Raw genomic sequence first — 19,571 nt, forward strand, 5'->3', positions numbered from 1 at the left:
TGATTGACTACTCGCCGGCGCTCGGATCTGTTGCGGCGGTGGGGTTGTGGTCTGGGTCATGCCCGGATTCCCGTGCGGCATCGAGGTAATCGGCCAGCTGCCGCGCCATGTCGCGGTCGAGAGCGCGATCGAGTGCGTTGTGGGCCGACACCTGCCCGGATCGGCGAAGTTCGGTGAGAAGCCTTGTGGCTTCGGAAGATTCCTCGGATGTCTGCGGAATCCAGCCGTCGGAATGCCCCGTGGTCACCATGCGTCGGCCGGCGGAGATCAGGGTGTTGGCCGCCGCATCCATCGCGCGGTCGAGCTCGGCGTGGACATCCAGAAGATCGCTCAACGTGATCCCGAGTGCGACGAGACGGCCGTAGCCGGCGACGGTCTCGGGATCGCGAATCACGTAGCTGCGCGGTCCATCGTCGCCGGGTTCGGGGCGGATGAGCCCGAACTCGGTGAGTCGGCGGAGGTGATCGGGGTCGGTGGTGTGCAACATCTCGGCGAGTTCATCGGCGCTCACGATCGTCGGCCGGGTCGTCGACCACCGTTCGGAGACCACCTCGCGCAGCCCGAGGACATCGGTGAGATCGTCCCCGCGCGCCACCCCGGTGAGGAAGTCGCCGATGTGGCGAATGGTGAACCCGCGCTTGAGGAGATCGTTGATGACCTTCAGGCGTGCGACGTGCGCGTCGGTGTAGATGGCAACGCGTCCGCGCCGGAACGGCCGCGGCAATAGTCCGCGATCCTGATATCCGCGGACGTTCCGGGTGGTCGTCCCGGCGACCCGGGCCAGGTCGTCGATCCGGTATTCGGTCACGGTTGTCCATTCTCGCAGATCGCGGCTCGTGTTCGGTCAGGTCGACGACGTGGGCGCGTTCAGGGCCGCACACCACGCGCGATCAGGGCGATGACGTCTGCGTAGTTGCCGGCGGGGTCGATGAACGGCGGCCCGGACCGGGCGAGCTCCAGGCTCACCGCGCCATGCACGCAAGACCAGATCTGCATCGCCAACAGGAGCGGGTCGCCGGCGCGGATCATTCCGGCGACCTGACCGTACCGGACGACGTCGGCGAGGGAGTCGAAGGCGGTGGCGGCGGCGTCGGTGCTGGGATCGCAGTCCGCGGAGAACATCAGCTCATAGACCGTCGGGAAGGCAAGGGCGAATTCCCGGTACGCGCGTCCGCTGTGTGCGAGCCGCTCCACGGGATCGGTGTCGGTTGTGGCGGTCGCGGTGGCCAACTCGAAAAAAGCGTCGCTGACCAGGGCATCGAGGAGACCCTCTTTGCCGTCGAAGTGGTTGTACACCCCCATCGGTGCGACTCCCGCCTCTTTCGCGACCGCGCGGACGGTCAGTCCGGACACGCCATCGCGCTCGAGGATGTGGCGGCCCGCGCGTATGAGATTCGCGCGGACCTCGGTCGCCGGGGTGCGCCGGTTGGTCGGGGTGGTGCTCATATTGACAACTTACTAGAACAGTGTTCTTCTTGAGTAGAACGATGTACTACAACTGTGGATCGTTGTTACAGACACGAGCGCCGAAAGGAACAGCACGATGCGTACTCGTTGGGTGGCGCTGGGCGCCCTCTGCTTCGCAGAACTTCTCGTGATGATCGACAACACGATCGTCAACGTCGCATTGCCGACCATGTCGCGTGACCTCGACGCCGGGATCTCCGGCCTGCAGTGGATCGTCGACGCCTACACGCTCGTCTTCGCCGGATTGTTGGTGACCGGTGGGTATCTCGGCGACCGCTACGGGCACCGCCGCATGCTGCTCACCGGCATCGCCGGATTCGCTGCGGTGTCGGTGCTCGCGGCGGAATCGCAGACCCTGGGTCAGCTGATCGCCGCACGCGGCGGCCTCGGACTCTTCGCGGCACTGGTGTTCCCGGCGACGCTGGCAATCATCGTCACCGTCTTCACCGAGCCCCGTGAACGTGCTGCCGCGGTGGGTATCTGGGCGGCGACGTCGGGTGTGGCCGTCGCGATCGGCCCGGTCCTCGGTGGCTGGCTGCTCGAGCACTTCAGTTGGTCCTCGGTGTTCTGGGTCAACCTGCCGATGGGAATACTCGCGGCCGCAGCCATTCTCGGATTCGTCCCCGGGACGCGGCCGACCTCGGTGTCACGTCTCGACGTCGTCGGACTGCTGCTGTCGATCACCGGGCTGGGCCTGCTGGTCTACTCGCTGATCGAGGGCCCGAATTTCGGTTGGGGCGACCTGCGCACCATCGGCGGTCTGATCGTCGCGGTTAGCCTGCTCGGCCTGTTCATCTGGCGTCAGCTCGTCATCTCCCATCCGATCATCGATGTGCGACTGTTCGCCAATCGTCACTTCGCCACTGCCGCCGCGATGATCAGTGTCGCCTTCTTCGCGCTGTTCGGCTTCATCTTCCTCATCACCCAGTTCTTCCAGGCAGTCAAGGGCTACGGTCCCCTCGGGTCGGGCGTGCGGACGCTGCCCTTTGCCGTGGTGATGGCCGTGTTCTCGCCGGTGGCCATGGCGCTCTCACACCGCTTTTCGGCGCGTCCGGTCGCGGTGGCCGGTGCGGCCCTGATGGCGACCGGCTTCGCCCTGGTCGAATTGGCCACGCGTACTTCGGGTTATTGGGAACTCATCATCTGGTCGATGACGCTGATGGCGATGGGTCTGGCGTTCATCTCCGGCCCGTGTACGCAGCTCATCATGGATGCCCTCAAACCCGAGCAGGCCGGTGCCGGCAGCGCCGTCAACGACACGACGCGTGAGGTCGGCGGCACCCTGGGTGTCGCGATCCTCGGTTCCGTTCTCACCTCGGTGTACGCCTCGGGTGTCACGGATCGGCTTGGTGCGCTGGGGGTTCCACGTGATGCCACCGACATTGCCGGTCAATCGGTGATGGCGGGTGTCGAGGTGGCGCAGCGGGCGCCGGCGGCGGTCGCCGACACCATGCGTGCCGCGATACAAGACGTGTTCGTCGATGGCCTGCATTCGGCAGTATGGGTGGCCGTGGGTATCACGGCCGCGGCCGCAGTAGCCGCCGCAGCCCTGCTGCGGGGCGCGCCGCGCGGTGGCGAATCGGCTACCACCGAGGTGGAGACGTCCGATACCACCGAGGCCGTGGGGGTTCGCGAGTAGGTCGCCGACGCGGTGGAGAGCGCTGGCGGCATGGCTTTGTGACATCCGTTCACGAGCGGGCCACACTGACCGCCGTGCTTGTGGATCAATATCCCGGCCCCTGCACGCCGAACAAGTCTTTGGGTACGCTCGATCCATCGCAAGTTCATCCAGGGGGGCTAATGACCGACGACACCACACCTTCGCCAGCGCTGTCCGCGGAATTGGCGGGCATAGTCGATCAACTCGCCGGCCACACAATCAGCGCAGACCTCACCGCCGGCGAAGCGATCGCGGCGATGCAGCAACTGGCCATCCTGTACAACAAGGTCGATCACCTCATTGCCACTCTCGCCGACGAATTGGGTCAACCGACGGACATTCCGCCTCGATAGTGTTTCATTAAACGTACTGCCGCACAGAGACTTCCTGTCCCGGGATCGAGCATACCGGGACAGCTCACTTCCGCACGCTGCGCAACGCTCCGGTGAGATTCCACCGGAGTGCGCCGGCGAGATCCTTGCCGCGTTCGAACATCGTGTGGTCATCGAACAGCGAGCGCCCCGAACGGGCTGCGCGCAGGTCATTGCCGGCCGCGGCCAGGGCGACGTCGAAGTCTCGCCGCAGCGGTGCATGCGCGTCGTAGCCGCACTTGCGGTAGGCGGCCGGGATCAGCGGCTTGTACAGACGCACGCGGTCATGCAGCCCCGAGGAGTAGGAGAGGCCGTGCTTGGGGCGGGCGATGACATAGTCGGGAAGCTCGTTTTCGAATGCCCGACGCAGCACCCATTTCTCGACGCCGTCGCGCACCTTCATCGACACCGGTACGCGCAGCGCGGTGGTGACGAGTCGGCGATCGAGAAAGGGCACGCGCATCTCCACTGTCGAAGCCATCGCCGAACGATCGACCCGCTGGAGTTCGGTGCGGGACAGGTTGCCCAGCTTGTGCGCGAACAACTCTCGACGCTGATCCGTGGGCACCGTGTCGTACATCGGGTATCCGCCGAAGAGTTCGTCGGAGCAGTCGCCGCCGATCGCCACCTTGATGCCGGCTTCGTGGATGGCGGCGAAGAGGCGCTCGGAGATGACCGCGTTGATGATGTCGCCGTATTCGGTCAGCTCGGAATTCCGGACGGCGTGGGCCACGTCGGCGCGCGAGATGTCACGGGGACGTACGGTGATCACCCGATGCGCCAGCCCGAGGTCGCGTGCGACGCGGGCGGCGTAGTCGATGTCGGGACTGTCGGGGGTGCCGATGGTGAATGCGGTGCTGCCGGGGTGTGTCCGGGCCACATGGGCGGCGACGATGCTGGAATCGAGTCCTCCCGAGAGAACCACGGCGACAGGAAGATCCGTCTGTAGGCGGGAGTCGACGGCGGCGCTGACCGCATCATGGACGGCATCGATCGCCGTAGGGGTATCGGTGAATTCCCGTGCCGCGCCGATCGCGGATTGCTCCTCGACATCGAAATACGGTCGAAGCCGAGGTCCGCTCGCGGTGATCCACCCGTGGTGCCCGGCGGGGACCTCGTGGATCGATGCGCCGATCGCGAGCAGCCCCTTGATCTCCGAGCAGAGGTGTACCCGACCGTCGGAGATGGCGAAGTAGAGAGGTTTCACGCCGAGCGGATCGCGTGCCACGTAGACGCGATCACCTTCGACCACGGCGAACGCGAACTCGCCCTCGAGCCGGTCGACGGCATCTTCGCGCCACACACGGAATGCCTTGGCGACGACCTCGGTGTCCGAATCCGTGTCCGGCGCCACCGATTCGCGGCGCAGCGCGGTGCTCAGCTCGGCAGTGTTGTAGAGCTCGCCGTTGTAGCACAGGGTCAGGTCGCCTTCTCGCCACGGCTGAATCCCATGGGCGCGGTCGACGATGGGGAGCCGCCGGGTGGCCGCCGCAAGGCCGGGGCGGTGGTAGGTCTCGGTGACCTCGCCGCGATGCACAATTTGCGTGACCATGACGTCGAGCAGCGTGGAATCCGCGGCAGATGAATGGTCACCTACGATGAGAGCAATTCCGCACATTGTCAAGGACTTTCGGGTCGAAGCGGGTCGGGGTCAAGGCAGAGGTGCCACGCCTGTCCTTCGTCGATGACGTTGACGCGGCCCGTCGCGGCGCGGCTCGTCAGGATCGCGGCGAGTACGTCGGCGTGTCCGCGCGCGGCCATCCAGGCCATCTCGATATCGGCGGCCCACCCGACGCAGTGCGAGCTTCCCGACACCGCAAGGTAACCCGCGCTGCGCATGTCCTTCTGATACGACGCACTGCGCACCGTGCTGTTGACCCACAGTCGCGGTGCTCGTGGGCATGCCGATGCGAAGTCGTCGGCGATCGAGTTGAGCAGCGACACCATCGCCGGCCGCGCATACGGAAGACGCATCCCGATGGTGCGGGGAGAACGCCCCGAGAGAAGGCGGCGGTCGGCGGCCCGCACCACCCGTCGGGGGCGGTCATAGATCTGGACGCGGAAGTCGAACCGCAGTTCGCCGCGGCAGCGGGCGGCGACGAGGTCGACGAGATCGGTGGCGCTTCGGACCTCCTCGTCGGTGGCATAGGGCGAGTGGCCCGCGCACCAGACGGCGTCGAGCATCGAGAGCAACTGCACCTTGACCATGGCTGCGGTGGTCGACGCGGTCGAGTTGTCGGTGGGTCGGAACCTGCGCGCGGCCTCGACGAGTTCGTCGATCCGGAAGTCCGCGTCGGAGAACTGCCCGACGATGCCGTACAGATCCGGCTCCGAGAGTTCGCGCCGGATCAGCGAATCCTCGACGCCGGTCGGGCACCCGTCGATCGCTGCGGCCAGACGTTCGACCCCGGCCCGAAAGGCAATGGCGGCGGCGGGTGTGATCACTCGCGCTCCGACAGGGTTCGTCATCGGCACTCCCGATGTGATTTCTGGGATCCGATCACGGCCGGTCTCCATTTCCTTCGAGGTTTTCCCAGACTGTCCAGCGTCGACGGTAATGCCTGGGGAAGGCATTGATGTGCAACGTCTCCCGAGTGTCGATGCACGGGTGGGCGCAACCTGGGATCACAAGCGAATTCTGTGCGTTGACAATTTTCTCTGGTTCATCGATATCCGAATGCTCACGTCTCCTTGGTGAGTAGCAGATCTCTCACCGGGGAGACCGTGTGCGGCAACCAGACGGCTTGCATCGGAACCTGGTGGGGTTCGGTGAAATCGATGACCCGTACCCGGCCGCCGAGAGCGGTGCCGCTGGGGCAGGTGACAAATGTGCATGCGGTATCCGATGTCGCCACCGCCGTCGACGGTGGTGCGCCCTCGATGGGATTGGTCACCAGATCGGGGTAAAGACCCTCTCGGTGACAAAGTGCCGTCACGTAGTCGGTGTAGAAGGAATGGTGTTCCGGGCCCCACATGATGATCGGGTAGCCGGCCAGGTCGGAGATCTTGACCGCGGACGCGGCAGCCAGGGGATGGCGCACGGATACCGCCAGCCGAAGCGTGTGGTGGGCCACGACTGTCGTCGCGAGGTCGAGTGAATGGTCGATGGCTCGGCGGATAGCCAGGTCGATGTCGCCGTCGAGGAGTTCTTGGCGAATGTTCTCCGGCGATACCTGCACGATCTTGAACGGCTGCGTTCCCACGGTGGCGAGCGCGGGTTCGATCAGCTCGAACACTTCTTCACCGACGATGGCCGGGGTGTGGCCGATGACGAAAGGCCGTGGCGTCTCCTCGATGGCGCGATGCACGGCCTCGATCGTCTGTTGTCCGCCGGCGAGCAGCGCGGGTGCGCGGCGATAGAGCTCTCGCCCGGCCTCCGAAGGTCGGAGGTGGCGCCCGGAGCGGGAGAACAATTCGACACCGAGGTCGGCTTCGAGCTGGCGAAGAGACGACGAGAGGCCCTGCTGGGTCACGAAGAGTTCGGCGGCGGCAATCCGGAGATTCGGGGATTCGACCGCGGTGACGAATTGGTGCAACCGGCGAAGGTCGAGGAACCGCGGGTTTCGTCGCGAGTTGTACTCACCACTCGCGCTCAATCTCTCACGCTCCTGAACTACGTCGACGCGGTGCACGATCGGTGCCCGAGGCCGTCGCGGTGCTGACTGGTTCACGCCGGACGTGGCGTAGCTGTCAGAGATTTACTATCAAGTAAAGACCTGGCGGGCAAGGTCGGCCACTTCGGTGCCGATCGGTGACCTACCGACAAGAAAGCGCGAAAAAAACTGGGCCCCAGCGGATTCGCAGATCAAACCACACCGACATTCGAGCGTGGGTACAGGAAGAATCTGATCACTCACAAACAGCGGTTGTGGATCTCGCGGGGGCACCTCGCGGTGCCATTACGGGTCGTGGGTGAGGTCGGCGCCCCTGTGAGTAGGAGATCTCTCACCGGAGATACCGTGTGCGGCAACCAGACTGCCTGCATCGGAACCAGATGGGGCTCGGTGAAGTCGATAACCTGCACGCGTCCGCCGAGAGCGGTGCCGCTCTGAGATGTGACGAAGGTGCACGCGGTGTCAGACGCAGCCACCGCCGTCGACGGTGATGCCCCCTCGATCGGATTGATCACCAGATCGGGACGGAGTCCCTCCCGATGGCATAGGGATATCAAGTAGTCGGTGTAGGAAGAGTGGCGTTCCGGACCCCACATGACTATGGGGTAGCCGGCCAGCTCGGCGATCGATACGGCCGACGCGCCGGCCAACTCATGGCGGACCGACACTGCCAGCCGGAGCGTGTGATGGGCCACGACAGTCGTCGCGAGGTCGAGAGAATGGCCGATTGCCCGGCGGATCGCCACGTCGATGGTGCCGTCGAGGAGTCGCTGGCGGATGTTCTCCGGGGACACCTGCACGAACTTGAACGACTGAGACCCCATACCGGCAAGCGTTGGCTCGACCAGGTCGAATACTTCTTCACCGGCGACGGCGGGCGTATGGCCGATGACGAAAGGCCGTGGTGCCCGTTCGATGGCACGGTGTATGGCCGCGATGGTCTGTTGTCCGACGGCGAGTAGCGCCGGGGCGCGACGATAGAGTTCTCGTCCGGCCTCCGAGGGGCGCAGGTGACGCCCGGAGCGGGAGAACAATTCGACGCCGAGGTCGGCTTCGAGTTGGCGAAGGGACGACGAGAGGCCCTGCTGGGTCACGAAGAGTTCGGTGGCGGCGACTCGAAGATTCGGGGATTCGACTGCGGTGACGAACTGATGCAGCCGGCGCAGATCGAGGAACTGGGGGCTTCGCTGCGACTTGTGCTCGATACTCACGGCCATTCGATCACGCTCCTGAGCGTCGTCTACGAAGACACCTCTGCTGCCCGAGAGGCGTGCGTGGTGTGTGGCAAGAGAACTCCCTCATCAGAGAGTATCTATCTAGTTATTTACACGACGAGTCTGGCACGCCGGGTCCCGGACTGTCAATAACCAGATAGTTACGTTGTAACGTGGAGGATATGCCGCCTGACGCCACTGATACGAAGCGCCGAATCCTCGTCGCGGCCGACAAGGAATTCTCCCGGTATGGCTTGGCCGGAGCACGAGTCGACCGGATCGCGGCCGATGCTCGAGCCAACAAACGCTCGATATACGTCCATTTCGGTCCTAAGGAAGAACTGTTCGACCTCGTTGTGGCCCAAGCGCTGTTGGCCATATCCGAGAATGTGCCCTTTACGCTTGATGATCTCCCGGGATACGCCGGTGCGCTGTTCGACTATATGATGGCGGACCCATCCATTCTGCGATTGATCACTTGGGCAGGACTGGAGCGCCCGGAGGCCACCGACGCCGAGGTGCGCACTTACGCTCCGAAGGTGACGGCCCTCAGCGACCGATACGGCCCGTCGGGCGCCGACGTGCTTGCGCTCATGCTGGGGCTGGTCACCGCGTGGCCCGCGGCCTCGCCTGCCCTACGTGCACATGCATCTGGCGAACCGTGGTCCAAAGGTCGCCTCCGGACCCATCGAGCACTGATGACCTCCGCGGTCCGGGCTCTCGCGGCAACGGCGCAGTCAGCCGCGTCAGGTCGGTGATCAGAGGTCCAGCGTGAGGTGATCTCCGCGGGCGCGTGAGACGCAGGTGAGGATCGCACCGGACGCCCGTTCGGGTTCGGTCAGCGTGTTGTCCCGGTGATCGACTTCGCCGGCAAGAGTGCCGAGTTTGCAGGTACCGCAGAAGCCCTGGCGGCAGGAGTACGGCACAGACGGAATCTCGCGCCGTAGTGCGGCCAGCAGCGTTTCGTCGGCGCCGACGGTGATCTGGGCGCCGGTCGAGGCGATGGTGGCGGTGAATTCGCGGCCGTTCTCGACCGGGGGCGGACTGAACCGCTCGTAGTGCAATTCGATGTCGGGTCGATCGGCGAGATGGCGCCGCAGGCTCTCCAGCATCGGGACCGGGCCGCAGCAGTACACGGCCAGACCCGACGGTGCCCGGCCGGTGCGGGGATCGACCTCTCCGAGCAGCTCTTCCATCGACGGCAGGCCGGCGGCGTCGTCGGTGCGGATGGTGACCTTGTCGCCGAATCGGGCCACCTCGTCGCGGAACGGAATCGAGTCGGTGGAGCGCCCGGTGTAGATCATCGACCAGTCGAGCCCGAATCGTTCGGCGGCGGCGAGCATCGGCAGGATCGGGGTGATGCCGATGCCCGCGGCGATGAAGCGCAGCTTCGTCGCCGGCGATCCGTGGCCGGGCAGCGAGATCGGAAAAGCGTTGCGCGGTCCCTTGATCGAGACCATATCGCCGACGCGAAGCGTGTCATGTACCTCGACGGAGCCACCGCCGCCGTTGGGAATGCGCCGGATGGCGATGCGGTAGGTGTGCTGGTCGGCCGGGTCGCCGCAGAGCGAGTATTCACGCATCCGGCCCGACGGCAGCAGCAGATCCAGATGTGCGCCGGCGTGCCAGCGGTGCAGCAGACCGCCGTCGGGGGCGGCGAGAGTGAGTGCGACGACGTTCTCGTCCTCGGCGACCACTTCGCGTCCGACAATCTGCAAGGTCGTGGTGCCGTCATCGGCGGGGGTCGTCCGCAGCGGCGAGAACGGACGCCAGGCAGGCCACCAGATCTTCGAGATCGCGGTGCCCACGGTGAGCAGAGGATCGTGGCGCCACCGGCCGTAGAGTTGCGGCGGCGGGGAGGTGAGGGTGGTCGTATGCGGATGTGCGCGCTGATTCATTCGGGCTCCTGGTTCAGCTCGCGTTGCGGGCGGCGGGTGAGGCCGCGAGATAGGCGACAGCCTGTGCGGTGGAGCCGATCTCGTTCGGATGGAAACCGGGCCGGAAGTAGCTGAACGTCGCCAGGACGACCTTCCAGAGCTTGGGCAGCACACCGGCGCGTACCCCGCGCAAATAGTGGTACCGACGCTGGAAGAAGTTGTAGTCGATGGTTCGATCCGAGGTCATGATGAAGCGGAAGCCGCGAGAGATCAAGATCAGCAACACCGGAAGTGCCACCAGCATGGCACGCCCGCGGCGCAGGTAGCCGTCGCCGAAGTAGATGGCGACCTCGTGTGCCACCGCACGGTGTTCGACTTCTTCGGCGCCGTGCCACGTGAACAGGTCGGCCATCGCCGGGTCGGCCCCGTGCTCGGTCCAGGTGTTGTTGAGCGCGAAGTCGCCAAGAATCGCGGTGTAGTGCTCGAGTGCGGCGATGAGCCATAACCGTTCGACGAGGTGCTTGCGACGGGCTGTCGCAGTCCCTGTGGCCATGGGGCCCAGGAGCTTCCGAAATATCCACTCCATCTGCAGGCAGAACGGCCGCGGATCGATCCCGTGCCTGTCGAGGAACTCCCAGAGCACGTGGTCGTGTGCTTCGGCGTGCATCGCCTCCTGACCGATGAACCCGCGCATGGTGGCGGCGAGTTCGTCATCGTGCACCAGCGGCAGTGCCTCGTTGAAGGTCTGGACGAACCAGCGTTCCCCCTCGGGCAGTAGGAGATTGAGGACGCTGACGAAGTTCGACGCCACCGGATGACCGGGAATCCAGTGCAGCGGGGTGTGCGCCCAGTCGAACACCACATTGCGGGCGTGCAGTTCGACCGGGCCCGGATCGGAGCCGTCGAGGTCGGCGGGTTCACGGGAATCGCCGATGGAATGGGCAGATGCGTGCATGATCGCTCCTTTACTGACGCGCCGCGGCGACGACCTGCCGGCGGGCCGCGATGCGCGAGATCCATGGGGTGAAACGATGGACGCGATAGGCGATCTGGGCCTCCGGTGCAACCGGCACCACGGCCTTGTCGGCGCGGATGGCGTCGACGATCTGAGCGGCCACCTTGTCGGGGGTGAAGCCACGCCGCCGATACAACTCGGCGAGGCGCGTCTGCTCACCGAACTGCGCATCGGCGTCGAGGCCGGCGATCTCCGAGGTGGCCACGATCGGCGTGTCGATGAGCCCGGGACAGATGGCGCTGACGCCGATGTGATGCTCGGCCAGCTCGCCGCGCAGCGATTCGGAATAGCTCAGGACACCGGCCTTGGCCGCCGCGTAGATACCCAGCCCGCGTTGCGGCGTAAAGACCGCCGCCGACGCTAGATTGACGATGTGCCCGCCGGTTCCGCGTCGGACCATCTGACGGCCGAACTCGCGACATCCGGTGATCACGCCACGCAGGTCGATTGCCAGTAGCCGGTCGGCTTGATCGTCGGTGGCATCAAGGGACGCACCGGAAAGCCCGATCCCGGCGTTGTTGACCAGGATGTCGGGGACGCCGTGGGTGCGCTGCACCGTCTCGGCGAACTCGGCGTAGGCGGCGGTGTCGGCCACGTCGAGCGGGTAAACCGCCGGCGCAGAGCCGCTTTCCTTGCACAGACGAGCGGTCTCATGTGCGCCGGCGATATCGACGTCGGCGAGCACGACGTCGCAGCCCAGCTCCGCGAGTGCGCGAGCGGTCTCGCGGCCGATGCCGCTGCCTGCGCCGGTGACCACCGCGAGTCGCCCGGAGAACACCTGCCCCGGGCCGAAACGTCGCGTGCGGGAGAAGCTTTCGGGCACCGCACGATTCGCGTCGATGGTCCCGATGAAGTTGCGGACGTTCTCCGCAACGTAGCGTGGGTGGGTCGCCGGCAACCAATGGCCGGTCGCGGAATCGCGCCGCCAGAGCCGGGACGCGTAGCGGTGGGTGGTTGCGAAGGTCGCGGGGCGGATCGCGAAGTCGCGGGTGTTGAGGAGTTCGAGAACCGGCACCGACACGGTTCGGGGCGCCGGAAAGAGCAGGCGCCGAAGGATATTGGCACGGTAGTACCGCACTCCGGAGATCATGTCCCGACGTAACGTGGGGCCGGTGGTGATCGCCTGACGGGGGGTGCCATCCATGAGGTGCAAGAAGCTGCGCCAGACCTGCGGCGTGCCGAGCACTCCCAGTAACAGCCGCGGAATCACCGGTACGTGGAAGAACCAGATGTAAGTCGAACTGACCAGTTGGGCGAGGCTGGTGCCCAGATTGCGCGGCGTCGGATGAGTGATGTTGTGGCGCAACAGCGCGCCCACCTGATCGAGACTCGGGCCCGAGATCGAGGTGAACGACGCGATCCGGGTGTGCGCCCCGCTGCGCGAGACCGCCTCCCAGCTTTGGATGGAGCCCCAGTCGTGGGCGACGACGTGCACGCGGGTATCGGGGGCGATGGCATCTGCGACGGCGAAGAGGTCGTCGGCGAGATTCTCGATCCGATACGCCGACACCGGCTGCGGACGGTTGCTGTCGCCCATCCCGCGGGTGTCATAGGCGAAGACGCGCGCATCGCGCGACAGGTCGGCGGCGACGTCGTCCCATACGACGTGGGTGTCGGGCCAGCCATGGACGAGCAGGACGGTCGGCAGGTCGGCGCCGGACGAGGTCTCCGGGCCATCTACATGCCGGGTGGCCTCGAAAACGGCGAGTTCCACCGCACCGCTGCGCACGATCCGACGTGTCCACATCACCGCTGGCTCCTTGCTCCCGGGCGTCGTTGCCTCCGGGGGCACGTTACACGTTACCAACGGTTACATGAATAGGGTGGCGATTACGTGAACATGCCGGTGTGGTGTGCGGGATGGACTCCCCGGCTATTGGCGGTACGAGGCGAGGAAGTTGCCGATCCGCTCGATCGCCTCACCGAGCTCACGCGCCCACGGCAGGGTGACGATGCGGAAGTGGTTGTGGTCGTCGAGGTTGAAGCCGGTGCCCTGCACGACGAGGATCTTCTCCTGCAGCAGGAGGTCCTGGACGAACCGCTCGTCGTCGTGGATTTCATGGACCTCGGGGTCCAGACGAGGGAACGCGTAGAGGGCGCCGCTCGGCTTCACGCAGCTGACGCCGGGGATCTCGTTGAGCTTTTCCCAGGTCACGTTGCGTTGTTCGTACAGACGTCCGCCGGGATGGACGAGTGCGTCGATGCTCTGATACCCGCCGAGGGCCACCTGGATGGCGTGCTGGCCGGGGACGTTGGAGCACAAGCGCGTCGAGGCGAGGATGCCGAGGCCCTCGATGAAGCCCTGCGCATGGTCCCTGGGTCCGGTGAGCACGACCCAGCCGGCCCGGTAGCCACATACCCGGTACGCCTTGGACAGCCCGTTGAAGGTGAGGCACAGCAGGTCCGGCGCGAGTGAGGCGATGTTGATGTGCTCGGCGTCGTCGTAGAGGATCTTGTCGTAGATCTCGTCGGCGAGGATCAGCAGCGAATGGCGGCGCGCGATGTCGGCGAGTTTCTCGAGGACGTCGCGGGAGTAGACGGCGCCCGTCGGATTGTTCGGGTTGATGATGACGATCGCCTTGGTGCGGTCGGTGATCTTCGACTCGACGTCCTCGATGTCGGGATTCCAGCCGTTGGATTCGTCGCATCGGTAGTGCACCGGGCGGCCACCGGCCAGCGAGGTCATCGCCGTCCACAGCGGGTAGTCGGGCGTCGGGATGAGGACTTCGTCGCCGTCGTTGAGCAGTGCCTGCGTTGTCATGGTGATGAGTTCGGAGACCCCGTTGCCGAGGAGGACGTCGTCGACGTCGAAGTACGGGAAGTCGGGGATGAGCTCGTAGCGGGTCACCACCGCGCGGCGGGCGGAGAGCACGCCCGCCGACTCCGAGTAGCCCTGCGAGTAGGGCAGCGCATGGATCATGTCGCGCATGATGACGTCGGGGGCCTCGAAGCCGAACAGCGCCGGATTGCCGATGTTGAGCTTCATGATCCGATGGCCGTCGGCCTCCAGCCGTGCTGCGTGTGCATGCACCGGACCCCTGATCTCGTAGCACACGTTCTGCAGTTTCTGGGACTGCTCCAGCGGCTTGAGGTTCTGGTTCTGGTGGGATACGTAAGGCCTACTCACGGGGTCAATTGTCGCAGCCGTGGGCAACCCGATTAATTCGGCCTCGCGGCGGGTCCGTCGTCGATGTCCGGGAAAGCGGTGAGCCCGCCCGGTGCGACCGGGCGGGCTCACGGATATCGGTTGTCGGACGACGCCGTCAGGAACGGTGGCCCGGCCGCTTCTTGCCCGCGGCCAGACCGAATCCCTTCGCCTTCGAGGTGCCGGTCTCGTTGACGGTCCGGTCGTCGGCGGTGCCTGAGGCCTGCGGCTCCGTCGCCGAAGCGTGCGACTCCGTTGCCGGGGCCTCATCCGTTGCCGAGGCCTCGTCCGTGGCCGGCTCGGGCGCGCTCGACGTCTCGGCGGGGGCCGTCGTCTCGGTGGGTGTCGACGACTCTGCGGGCGTGCTCGGCGCGGCTGCCGCAGGCTTGGCGCCGGGGCGCTTCTTGCCTGCGGCCATGCCGAACCCCTTGGCCTTGGCCGTGGTCGCCTCGGTGGCCGCCGGTGCGCTCGGCGTCGCGGCTGCCTCGGCGGATTCCGTGTCGGCGGTCGGTGTGGCCTCGGGTGCGGACTCCGCCTCGTCGACCTTGTTCTCGGCGGGTGCGGTCACCCCGGCGTCGGGTGCGGCCGCATTGGGTGTGACCCCGCCACCGGGCTTCTTCATGCCCGGGCGCTTACCCGATCCCATCGCGAAACCCTTTGCCGCAGGCTTCTTCTCCGGCCCAGCGGTCTCCGGCCCTGGGGCCTCCGGACGAGTGGTCTCGCTGACGGCCTCTTCGACCGCCGGTGACGATTCCTGCTCGGCCGGAGCGGGTGCCGCGGACTTTGCCGTGGCGCCCGGCTTCTTGCCGCCCTTCATGCCGAATCCCTTGGCGGCGGGCTTCTTTTCGGCCTCAGTCGGTGCAGCTGCCTCAGCCGGTGCGGCCGCCTGCGCCGGTGCAGCACTCGCGGTGACGCCGGGCTTCTTGCCGCCCTTCATGCCGAATCCCTTGGCGGCGGGCTTCTTTTCGGCTTCAGCCGGTGCAGCTGCCTCCGCCGGTGCAGCATTCGCGGTGGCGCCGGGCTTCTTGCCGCCCTTCATGCCGAGTCCGACCTTGGGCTTCGGCTTCGCCTCGGTGGCGGCACCGGCGGTCGCGGTCGCGGCAGCAGCGGCCGGGACCTTCTCGGGTTCGGGCTCCGGTTCCGGTGCGGCCTTCGGCGTCGGGCCGAGGAATCGACCACCGCGGGTGACCTCGGGTGCGCCCCGCTTGACCGATTCGAGCACCAACTGGGCGACGTCGACGACCTCGACCTTGCCCTCGTTCTCGGTACCCGAGGTCCGTGCGGTCACACCGTCGGTGAGCATCACGCGACAGAACGGGCAGCCGGTGGCCACCTTCTGCGGTGCCTCACCGCCATCGGTGTTCCCGGCGCCTAATGTGTCGAGCGCCTCGTCGACGCGATCGATGTTGATGCGCTTGCCGATCTGCTCTTCCATCCACATCCGGGCGCCACCGGCACCGCAGCACATGGACCGTTCGCCGTGTCGGGGCATCTCGCGCAGATTCGAGCCGGACGCGGCCATCAGCTCACGCGGGGCGTCATAGACCTTGTTGTGGCGGCCGAGGTAGCAGGGGTCGTGATAGGTCACGCCCTCACCGAGCGGGGACACGGGCACCAGACGTTTGTCGCGCACCAGCCGGTTCAGTAGCTGGGTGTGATGCACCACTTCATATTTCGCACCCAACTGGGGGTACTCGTTGCCGAGTGCGTTGAAGCAGTGCGCACAGGTGACGACGATCTTCTTGCGTTGCTGTGGCGCGGTCGCGAAGACCTCGCCGATCGTCTCGATGTTCTGCTGCGCCAGCATCTGGAACAGGAATTCGTTGCCCGCGCGGCGTGCCGGGTCGCCGGTGCAGGTCTCGCCCTCGCCGAGCACCAGGAAGTTCACCGCGGCGATGTCGAGCAGTTCGGCGACGGCCTTGGTGGTCTTCTTCGCGCGGTCCTCGTAGGCGCCGGCACAGCCGACCCAGAACAGGTACTCGAAGCCCTCGAACGAGTCGACGGTCTGGCCGAACACCGGGATCTCGATGTCGATCTCGTCGATCCAGTTGGTGCGCGCCGAGGAGTTCTGGCCCCACGGGTTGCCCTTGTTCTCGAGGTTCTTGAACATGCCCGCGAGCTCGGTCGGGAAGTCCGACTCGATGAGGACCTGGTAGCGGCGCATGTCGAGGATGTGGTCGACGTGCTCGATGTCGACGGGGCACTGCTCGACGCACGCACCGCACGTGGTGCAGCTCCACAGGGTCTCGGTGTCGATGACCGCACCGAGCTGCTCGGGATCGAAGACGCTGATGCCCGACTCGTCGTCGGCGACGATGCCGTCGCCGCCACCGAGGGCACCCTTCGACTCGCCGACCAGCTTGCGCGCGGCCTCGGCGCGGGCCGACTCGGGGATCTTCGCGAGCTTGGCCTCGTCGGGTCTGCCGTCGGCGTCGACGAGACCGACCTCGTCGCCGCCCATGTCGGTGCGGCCGCCGGCGATCAGGTACGGCGCCTTGGCCTGTGCATGGTCGCGCAGGGACATGATGAGCAGCTTGGGGCTCAACGGCTTACCGGTGTTCCATGCCGGGCACTGGCTCTGGCAGCGACCGCACTCGGTACACGTGCTGAAGTCCAGCCAGGCCTTCCAGGAGAAGTCCTCGGCCTTGCCCGCACCGAAGGCGTCGACGTCGGGGTCGGCGGACTCCATGTCGAGCACCTGGCCATTACTCATCATCGGCTTCAGCGGGCCGAGGGCGACGCCGCCGTCCTGCTCACGCTTGAGATAGATGTTGAAGAACGCGGCAAACCGGTGCCAGGCGACACCCCAATCGATGTTCGAGCCGACCACCGCGAGCCAGATCATGCCGCTCATCAGCTTGATGACCGCCGCAACCGTGACCCAATACACGGACCAACCGTCGAAGGCCATCGCGAAGTAGTGGGTGAAGAACGACGTCCAGATGGGCGGGTTCTCGATACCGGAAGAGATCTTGAAGGTCTTCACGAAGACCATGCCCAGGCCCTCGAGCAGCACCACCCACTCGACGAAGTACGCGGCGCCGAAGCGCGACCCGGCAAAGCGCGAGAGCCGTTCGGGCCGACGGGGGTGGTTGAGCTGGCGGATCGTCATCAGGACGAGGATGCCGATGACGGTGCCCAGTCCCAGCACCTCGTCGGCGAAGATGTAGATGTTCCATGCACCGATCACCGGCCAGTGGAATTCGGGGTCGAAGATCTGTCCGTAGGCCTCGAACCAGAAGATCGCGCCGATCAGGAAGCCGAACATGACCAGCCAGTGCGCCCAGCCGACGGTCCGGAATTTCACCATCCGCGTGTGGCCGACGAACTCCTTGAGCATCGTCCACAGTCGCGGCAGAACAGGCCAGAACCGCGCTCTCTCGACGCGCTGACCCTGCGCGATGGCACGGATCATCGTCCATACGCCCCGCAGGAACAAGGCCCAGCAGAACAGGCTGATGACCGCGGCAATTGTGCCGATGGTGATCGTCGTGGCATTCACGGCGTCACGGCCCCTCTCTGATTGTCACGAGACCCTGCGGCGCGGGCTGACGTGCGCGGGGTCCGACGTCGGTTACGGGTAACCGTAATTGCTGAATACACCCAAGCGCTGCCAAGGCTGACCTAAGAAGCACTCGGATGGGCACATGCTTGGGTCGCATGGACCGTCCGTCAAATGATACTTGCCAGTAACTTACTGTCTAGTCAGTTCCGGACGATGTGACGTTTGCGACCTTTTCGAGTTCTTCGAGTGCCGTATCGAGGTGCGTGAGCAGACGCTGCAGACTCGGTAGCTCCTTGCGGGCGCCGATCAGGCCGAAGTTCACGTGCTCGGCGGTCGTGGTCACGGTGATGTTGAGCGCCAGGCCCTCCATGACCACCGACACCGGATAGACGCCGTCGAGGCGGGCGCCGTTCCAGTACATGTGCTCGCTCGGTCCGGGGACATTGCTGATGATGATGTTGAGCTGAGGCGGCGTGTAACGCACAAAACCCGGAACGGTCGCAAACGCCAGCGACGCGATCGTGGCCGCACCGTAGGCCAATGCCTGCAGCGGCGAGAGCCCACGGCTCACCCGCTTCGACTCGCGCATCGAGTTGACCAGGGTCTGCAACCGGCGCTCGGGATCCGGCTCATCGGTGGCCATGTTGGCCAGGATCGCGGTGATGGAGTTGCCGTCCTTGCCCTCGGCACCCGCGATGTGCAGTGACACCGGCACCGCGGCGATCAGCGGCGTATCCGGCAATTCGTCGTGATCGATGAGATAGGACCGCAGCGCACCCGAACACATTGCGATGACCACGTCGTTGAGGGTGATACCCATCTGCTGGGCGACGTCTCGCAACCGGTCGGTGGACCACTGTTGGGCCGCGAACCGCCGCGCACTGCCGATGGGAACGTCGAGCATCGTCCGCGGCGCCGGGCGGAACGGGGCGGCAAAGTCCTTGTTGGTCAAGGCCGTCCATGCGATACGCGCGGTGGCCGGCAGCATGCCCACGATCTGGCCGCCGACATCGAGGGCCGAGCCGGCGAGGTCCAGGGCGCCCGAGAGGTCGGGGATGCGTGAGGACGACGACGACGAGGAGGACGAGGGCTTGGGCGCCCGGCGGTACAGTGCCGGGTCCCAAGGGGCCGACCCGTTGCGGTCCTCGGGGTCGGCAGTCAGGGTGCGCTGCAACATTCGCAGTGCGGAGACGCCGTCGATCAGGGAATGGTGGATCTTGGTGTACAGCGCGACGCGGCCGTCCTCGAGGCCTTCGATGATGTGGACTTCCCACATCGGCCGATTGCGGTCGAGCAGCGCGCTGTGCTGCAAAGACACGTAGCGCAGCAACTCCCGGACGCGTCCGGGCCGGGGCAGGACCGACCGGCGCACGTGGTAGTCGAAATCGATGTCGTCGTCATGGGACCACGCCACATAACCCATCACGGTGGCCGGGGTGGCGGGACGCTTGCGGAACAGCGGATCTAGGTCGGTGCAGGTGTTGAACCGCACCACGAACTCCTCGGCCAGCTCGCTCGCCGACTGGCCGGCCCGGGGGACGAAGAGTTGCAGCCCCCCGACGTGCATGGGCTGCTCGCGGGTCTCCGCGATCAGGAACATCGACTCCGTGATCGGCATGTACGGCATGCGGCCCACCCCCTCATCGTGTGGCTGAACTGTGTGGCTGAAACTGTGCTGGGGATCACACTACAGCCACTTGTGT

The 19,571-nt window shown here is 65.8% G+C and carries 15 protein-coding genes; 3 read left to right on the forward strand and 12 right to left on the reverse strand.

What is annotated here, in order from left to right:
* Positions 1–7: 7 nt before the first annotated feature.
* Together ACLQ3C_RS15710 and ACLQ3C_RS15715 are read right to left on the reverse strand one after the other, a co-directional pair.
* A complete protein-coding gene (locus ACLQ3C_RS15710) occupies positions 8–808 on the reverse strand; it encodes a MerR family transcriptional regulator (protein ID WP_425706018.1) in 801 nt (266 codons plus the stop codon).
* 59 nt (positions 809–867) lie between these two features.
* Entirely contained in the window at positions 868–1,446 is a 579-nt protein-coding gene (locus ACLQ3C_RS15715) for a TetR/AcrR family transcriptional regulator (protein WP_425706019.1), read from the reverse strand.
* Positions 1,447–1,543: 97 nt separating this feature from the next.
* Here ACLQ3C_RS15715 and ACLQ3C_RS15720 point away from each other — a divergent pair, with 97 nt between their 5' ends.
* On the forward strand, positions 1,544–3,106 hold the full coding sequence (locus tag ACLQ3C_RS15720) for a DHA2 family efflux MFS transporter permease subunit (RefSeq protein ID WP_425706020.1): 1,563 nt from the start codon (positions 1,544–1,546) through the stop codon (positions 3,104–3,106).
* Positions 3,107–3,267: 161 nt separating this feature from the next.
* The gene (locus ACLQ3C_RS15725) at positions 3,268–3,480 is read left to right on the forward strand and encodes a hypothetical protein (protein ID WP_425706021.1); all 213 of its coding nucleotides are present in this window, start codon (positions 3,268–3,270) and stop codon (positions 3,478–3,480) included.
* Between the two features lie 64 nt (positions 3,481–3,544).
* Here ACLQ3C_RS15725 and ACLQ3C_RS15730 read toward each other — a convergent pair whose 3' ends face one another.
* From ACLQ3C_RS15730 to ACLQ3C_RS15745, 4 genes are all read right to left on the reverse strand, one after another.
* A complete protein-coding gene (locus ACLQ3C_RS15730; protein WP_425706022.1) occupies positions 3,545–5,050 on the reverse strand; it encodes an asparagine synthetase B family protein in 1,506 nt (501 codons plus the stop codon).
* Between the two features lie 68 nt (positions 5,051–5,118).
* Entirely contained in the window at positions 5,119–5,967 is an 849-nt protein-coding gene (locus ACLQ3C_RS15735) for a DUF5715 family protein (RefSeq protein WP_425706023.1), read from the reverse strand.
* A 212-nt stretch (positions 5,968–6,179) separates the two neighbouring features.
* The gene (locus ACLQ3C_RS15740; RefSeq protein WP_425706024.1) at positions 6,180–7,094 is read right to left on the reverse strand and encodes a LysR family transcriptional regulator; all 915 of its coding nucleotides are present in this window, start codon (positions 7,092–7,094) and stop codon (positions 6,180–6,182) included.
* 257 nt (positions 7,095–7,351) lie between these two features.
* Positions 7,352–8,329 carry a LysR family transcriptional regulator gene (locus ACLQ3C_RS15745; RefSeq protein WP_425706025.1) on the reverse strand — a complete coding sequence of 326 codons (978 nt, stop codon included), beginning with the start codon at positions 8,327–8,329 and terminating at the stop codon, positions 7,352–7,354.
* Positions 8,330–8,508: 179 nt separating this feature from the next.
* On the opposite strand from ACLQ3C_RS15745, the gene ACLQ3C_RS15750 reads away from it, so the two are divergent.
* Positions 8,509–9,084 carry a TetR family transcriptional regulator gene (locus ACLQ3C_RS15750; protein WP_425706026.1) on the forward strand — a complete coding sequence of 192 codons (576 nt, stop codon included), beginning with the start codon at positions 8,509–8,511 and terminating at the stop codon, positions 9,082–9,084.
* Here the strand turns inward: ACLQ3C_RS15750 and ACLQ3C_RS15755 are convergent, their stop codons facing one another.
* From ACLQ3C_RS15755 to ACLQ3C_RS15780, 6 genes are all read right to left on the reverse strand, one after another.
* Complete coding sequence (locus ACLQ3C_RS15755; protein ID WP_425706027.1) at positions 9,085–10,224, reverse strand: PDR/VanB family oxidoreductase; 1,140 nt, start codon at positions 10,222–10,224, stop codon at positions 9,085–9,087. It abuts the gene before it with no gap.
* A gap of 13 nt (positions 10,225–10,237) precedes the next feature.
* Positions 10,238–11,158 (reverse strand): metal-dependent hydrolase, encoded by a 921-nt coding sequence (locus tag ACLQ3C_RS15760; protein ID WP_425706028.1) that lies wholly within the window; start codon positions 11,156–11,158, stop codon positions 10,238–10,240.
* 10 nt (positions 11,159–11,168) lie between these two features.
* On the reverse strand, positions 11,169–12,965 hold the full coding sequence (locus ACLQ3C_RS15765; RefSeq protein ID WP_425706029.1) for an SDR family oxidoreductase: 1,797 nt from the start codon (positions 12,963–12,965) through the stop codon (positions 11,169–11,171).
* 126 nt (positions 12,966–13,091) lie between these two features.
* Positions 13,092–14,345 (reverse strand): pyridoxal phosphate-dependent aminotransferase, encoded by a 1,254-nt coding sequence (locus ACLQ3C_RS15770; RefSeq protein WP_425706030.1) that lies wholly within the window; start codon positions 14,343–14,345, stop codon positions 13,092–13,094.
* 136 nt (positions 14,346–14,481) lie between these two features.
* Positions 14,482–17,865 (reverse strand): heterodisulfide reductase-related iron-sulfur binding cluster, encoded by a 3,384-nt coding sequence (locus ACLQ3C_RS15775; protein ID WP_425706031.1) that lies wholly within the window; start codon positions 17,863–17,865, stop codon positions 14,482–14,484.
* A gap of 199 nt (positions 17,866–18,064) precedes the next feature.
* Positions 18,065–19,495, reverse strand: coding sequence for a WS/DGAT/MGAT family O-acyltransferase (locus tag ACLQ3C_RS15780; protein ID WP_425706032.1), 1,431 nt, complete (start codon positions 19,493–19,495; stop codon positions 18,065–18,067).
* Between the last annotated feature and the right edge of the window lie 76 nt (positions 19,496–19,571).

Origin of the sequence: Gordonia sp. DT30, assembly GCF_049844915.1 — a bacterium.
Lineage (GTDB): Bacteria > Actinomycetota > Actinomycetes > Mycobacteriales > Mycobacteriaceae > Gordonia.

Bases quoted from the DNA above. Each gene is read 5' to 3' on its own strand.
- ACLQ3C_RS15725 (WP_425706021.1), top strand. From the start codon at position 3,268: ATGACCGACGACACCACACCTTCGCCAGCGCTGTCCGCGGAATTGGCG.
- ACLQ3C_RS15735 (WP_425706023.1), bottom strand. From the start codon at position 5,967: ATGACGAACCCTGTCGGAGCGCGAGTGATCACACCCGCCGCCGCCATT.
- ACLQ3C_RS15760 (WP_425706028.1), bottom strand. From the start codon at position 11,158: ATGCACGCATCTGCCCATTCCATCGGCGATTCCCGTGAACCCGCCGAC.
- ACLQ3C_RS15755 (WP_425706027.1), bottom strand. From the start codon at position 10,224: ATGAATCAGCGCGCACATCCGCATACGACCACCCTCACCTCCCCGCCG.
- ACLQ3C_RS15780 (WP_425706032.1), bottom strand. From the start codon at position 19,495: ATGCCGTACATGCCGATCACGGAGTCGATGTTCCTGATCGCGGAGACC.
- ACLQ3C_RS15745 (WP_425706025.1), bottom strand. From the start codon at position 8,329: ATGGCCGTGAGTATCGAGCACAAGTCGCAGCGAAGCCCCCAGTTCCTC.
- ACLQ3C_RS15750 (WP_425706026.1), top strand. From the start codon at position 8,509: ATGCCGCCTGACGCCACTGATACGAAGCGCCGAATCCTCGTCGCGGCC.
- ACLQ3C_RS15715 (WP_425706019.1), bottom strand. From the start codon at position 1,446: ATGAGCACCACCCCGACCAACCGGCGCACCCCGGCGACCGAGGTCCGC.
- ACLQ3C_RS15730 (WP_425706022.1), bottom strand. From the start codon at position 5,050: ATGGTCACGCAAATTGTGCATCGCGGCGAGGTCACCGAGACCTACCAC.
- ACLQ3C_RS15720 (WP_425706020.1), top strand. From the start codon at position 1,544: ATGCGTACTCGTTGGGTGGCGCTGGGCGCCCTCTGCTTCGCAGAACTT.
- ACLQ3C_RS15765 (WP_425706029.1), bottom strand. From the start codon at position 12,965: ATGTGGACACGTCGGATCGTGCGCAGCGGTGCGGTGGAACTCGCCGTT.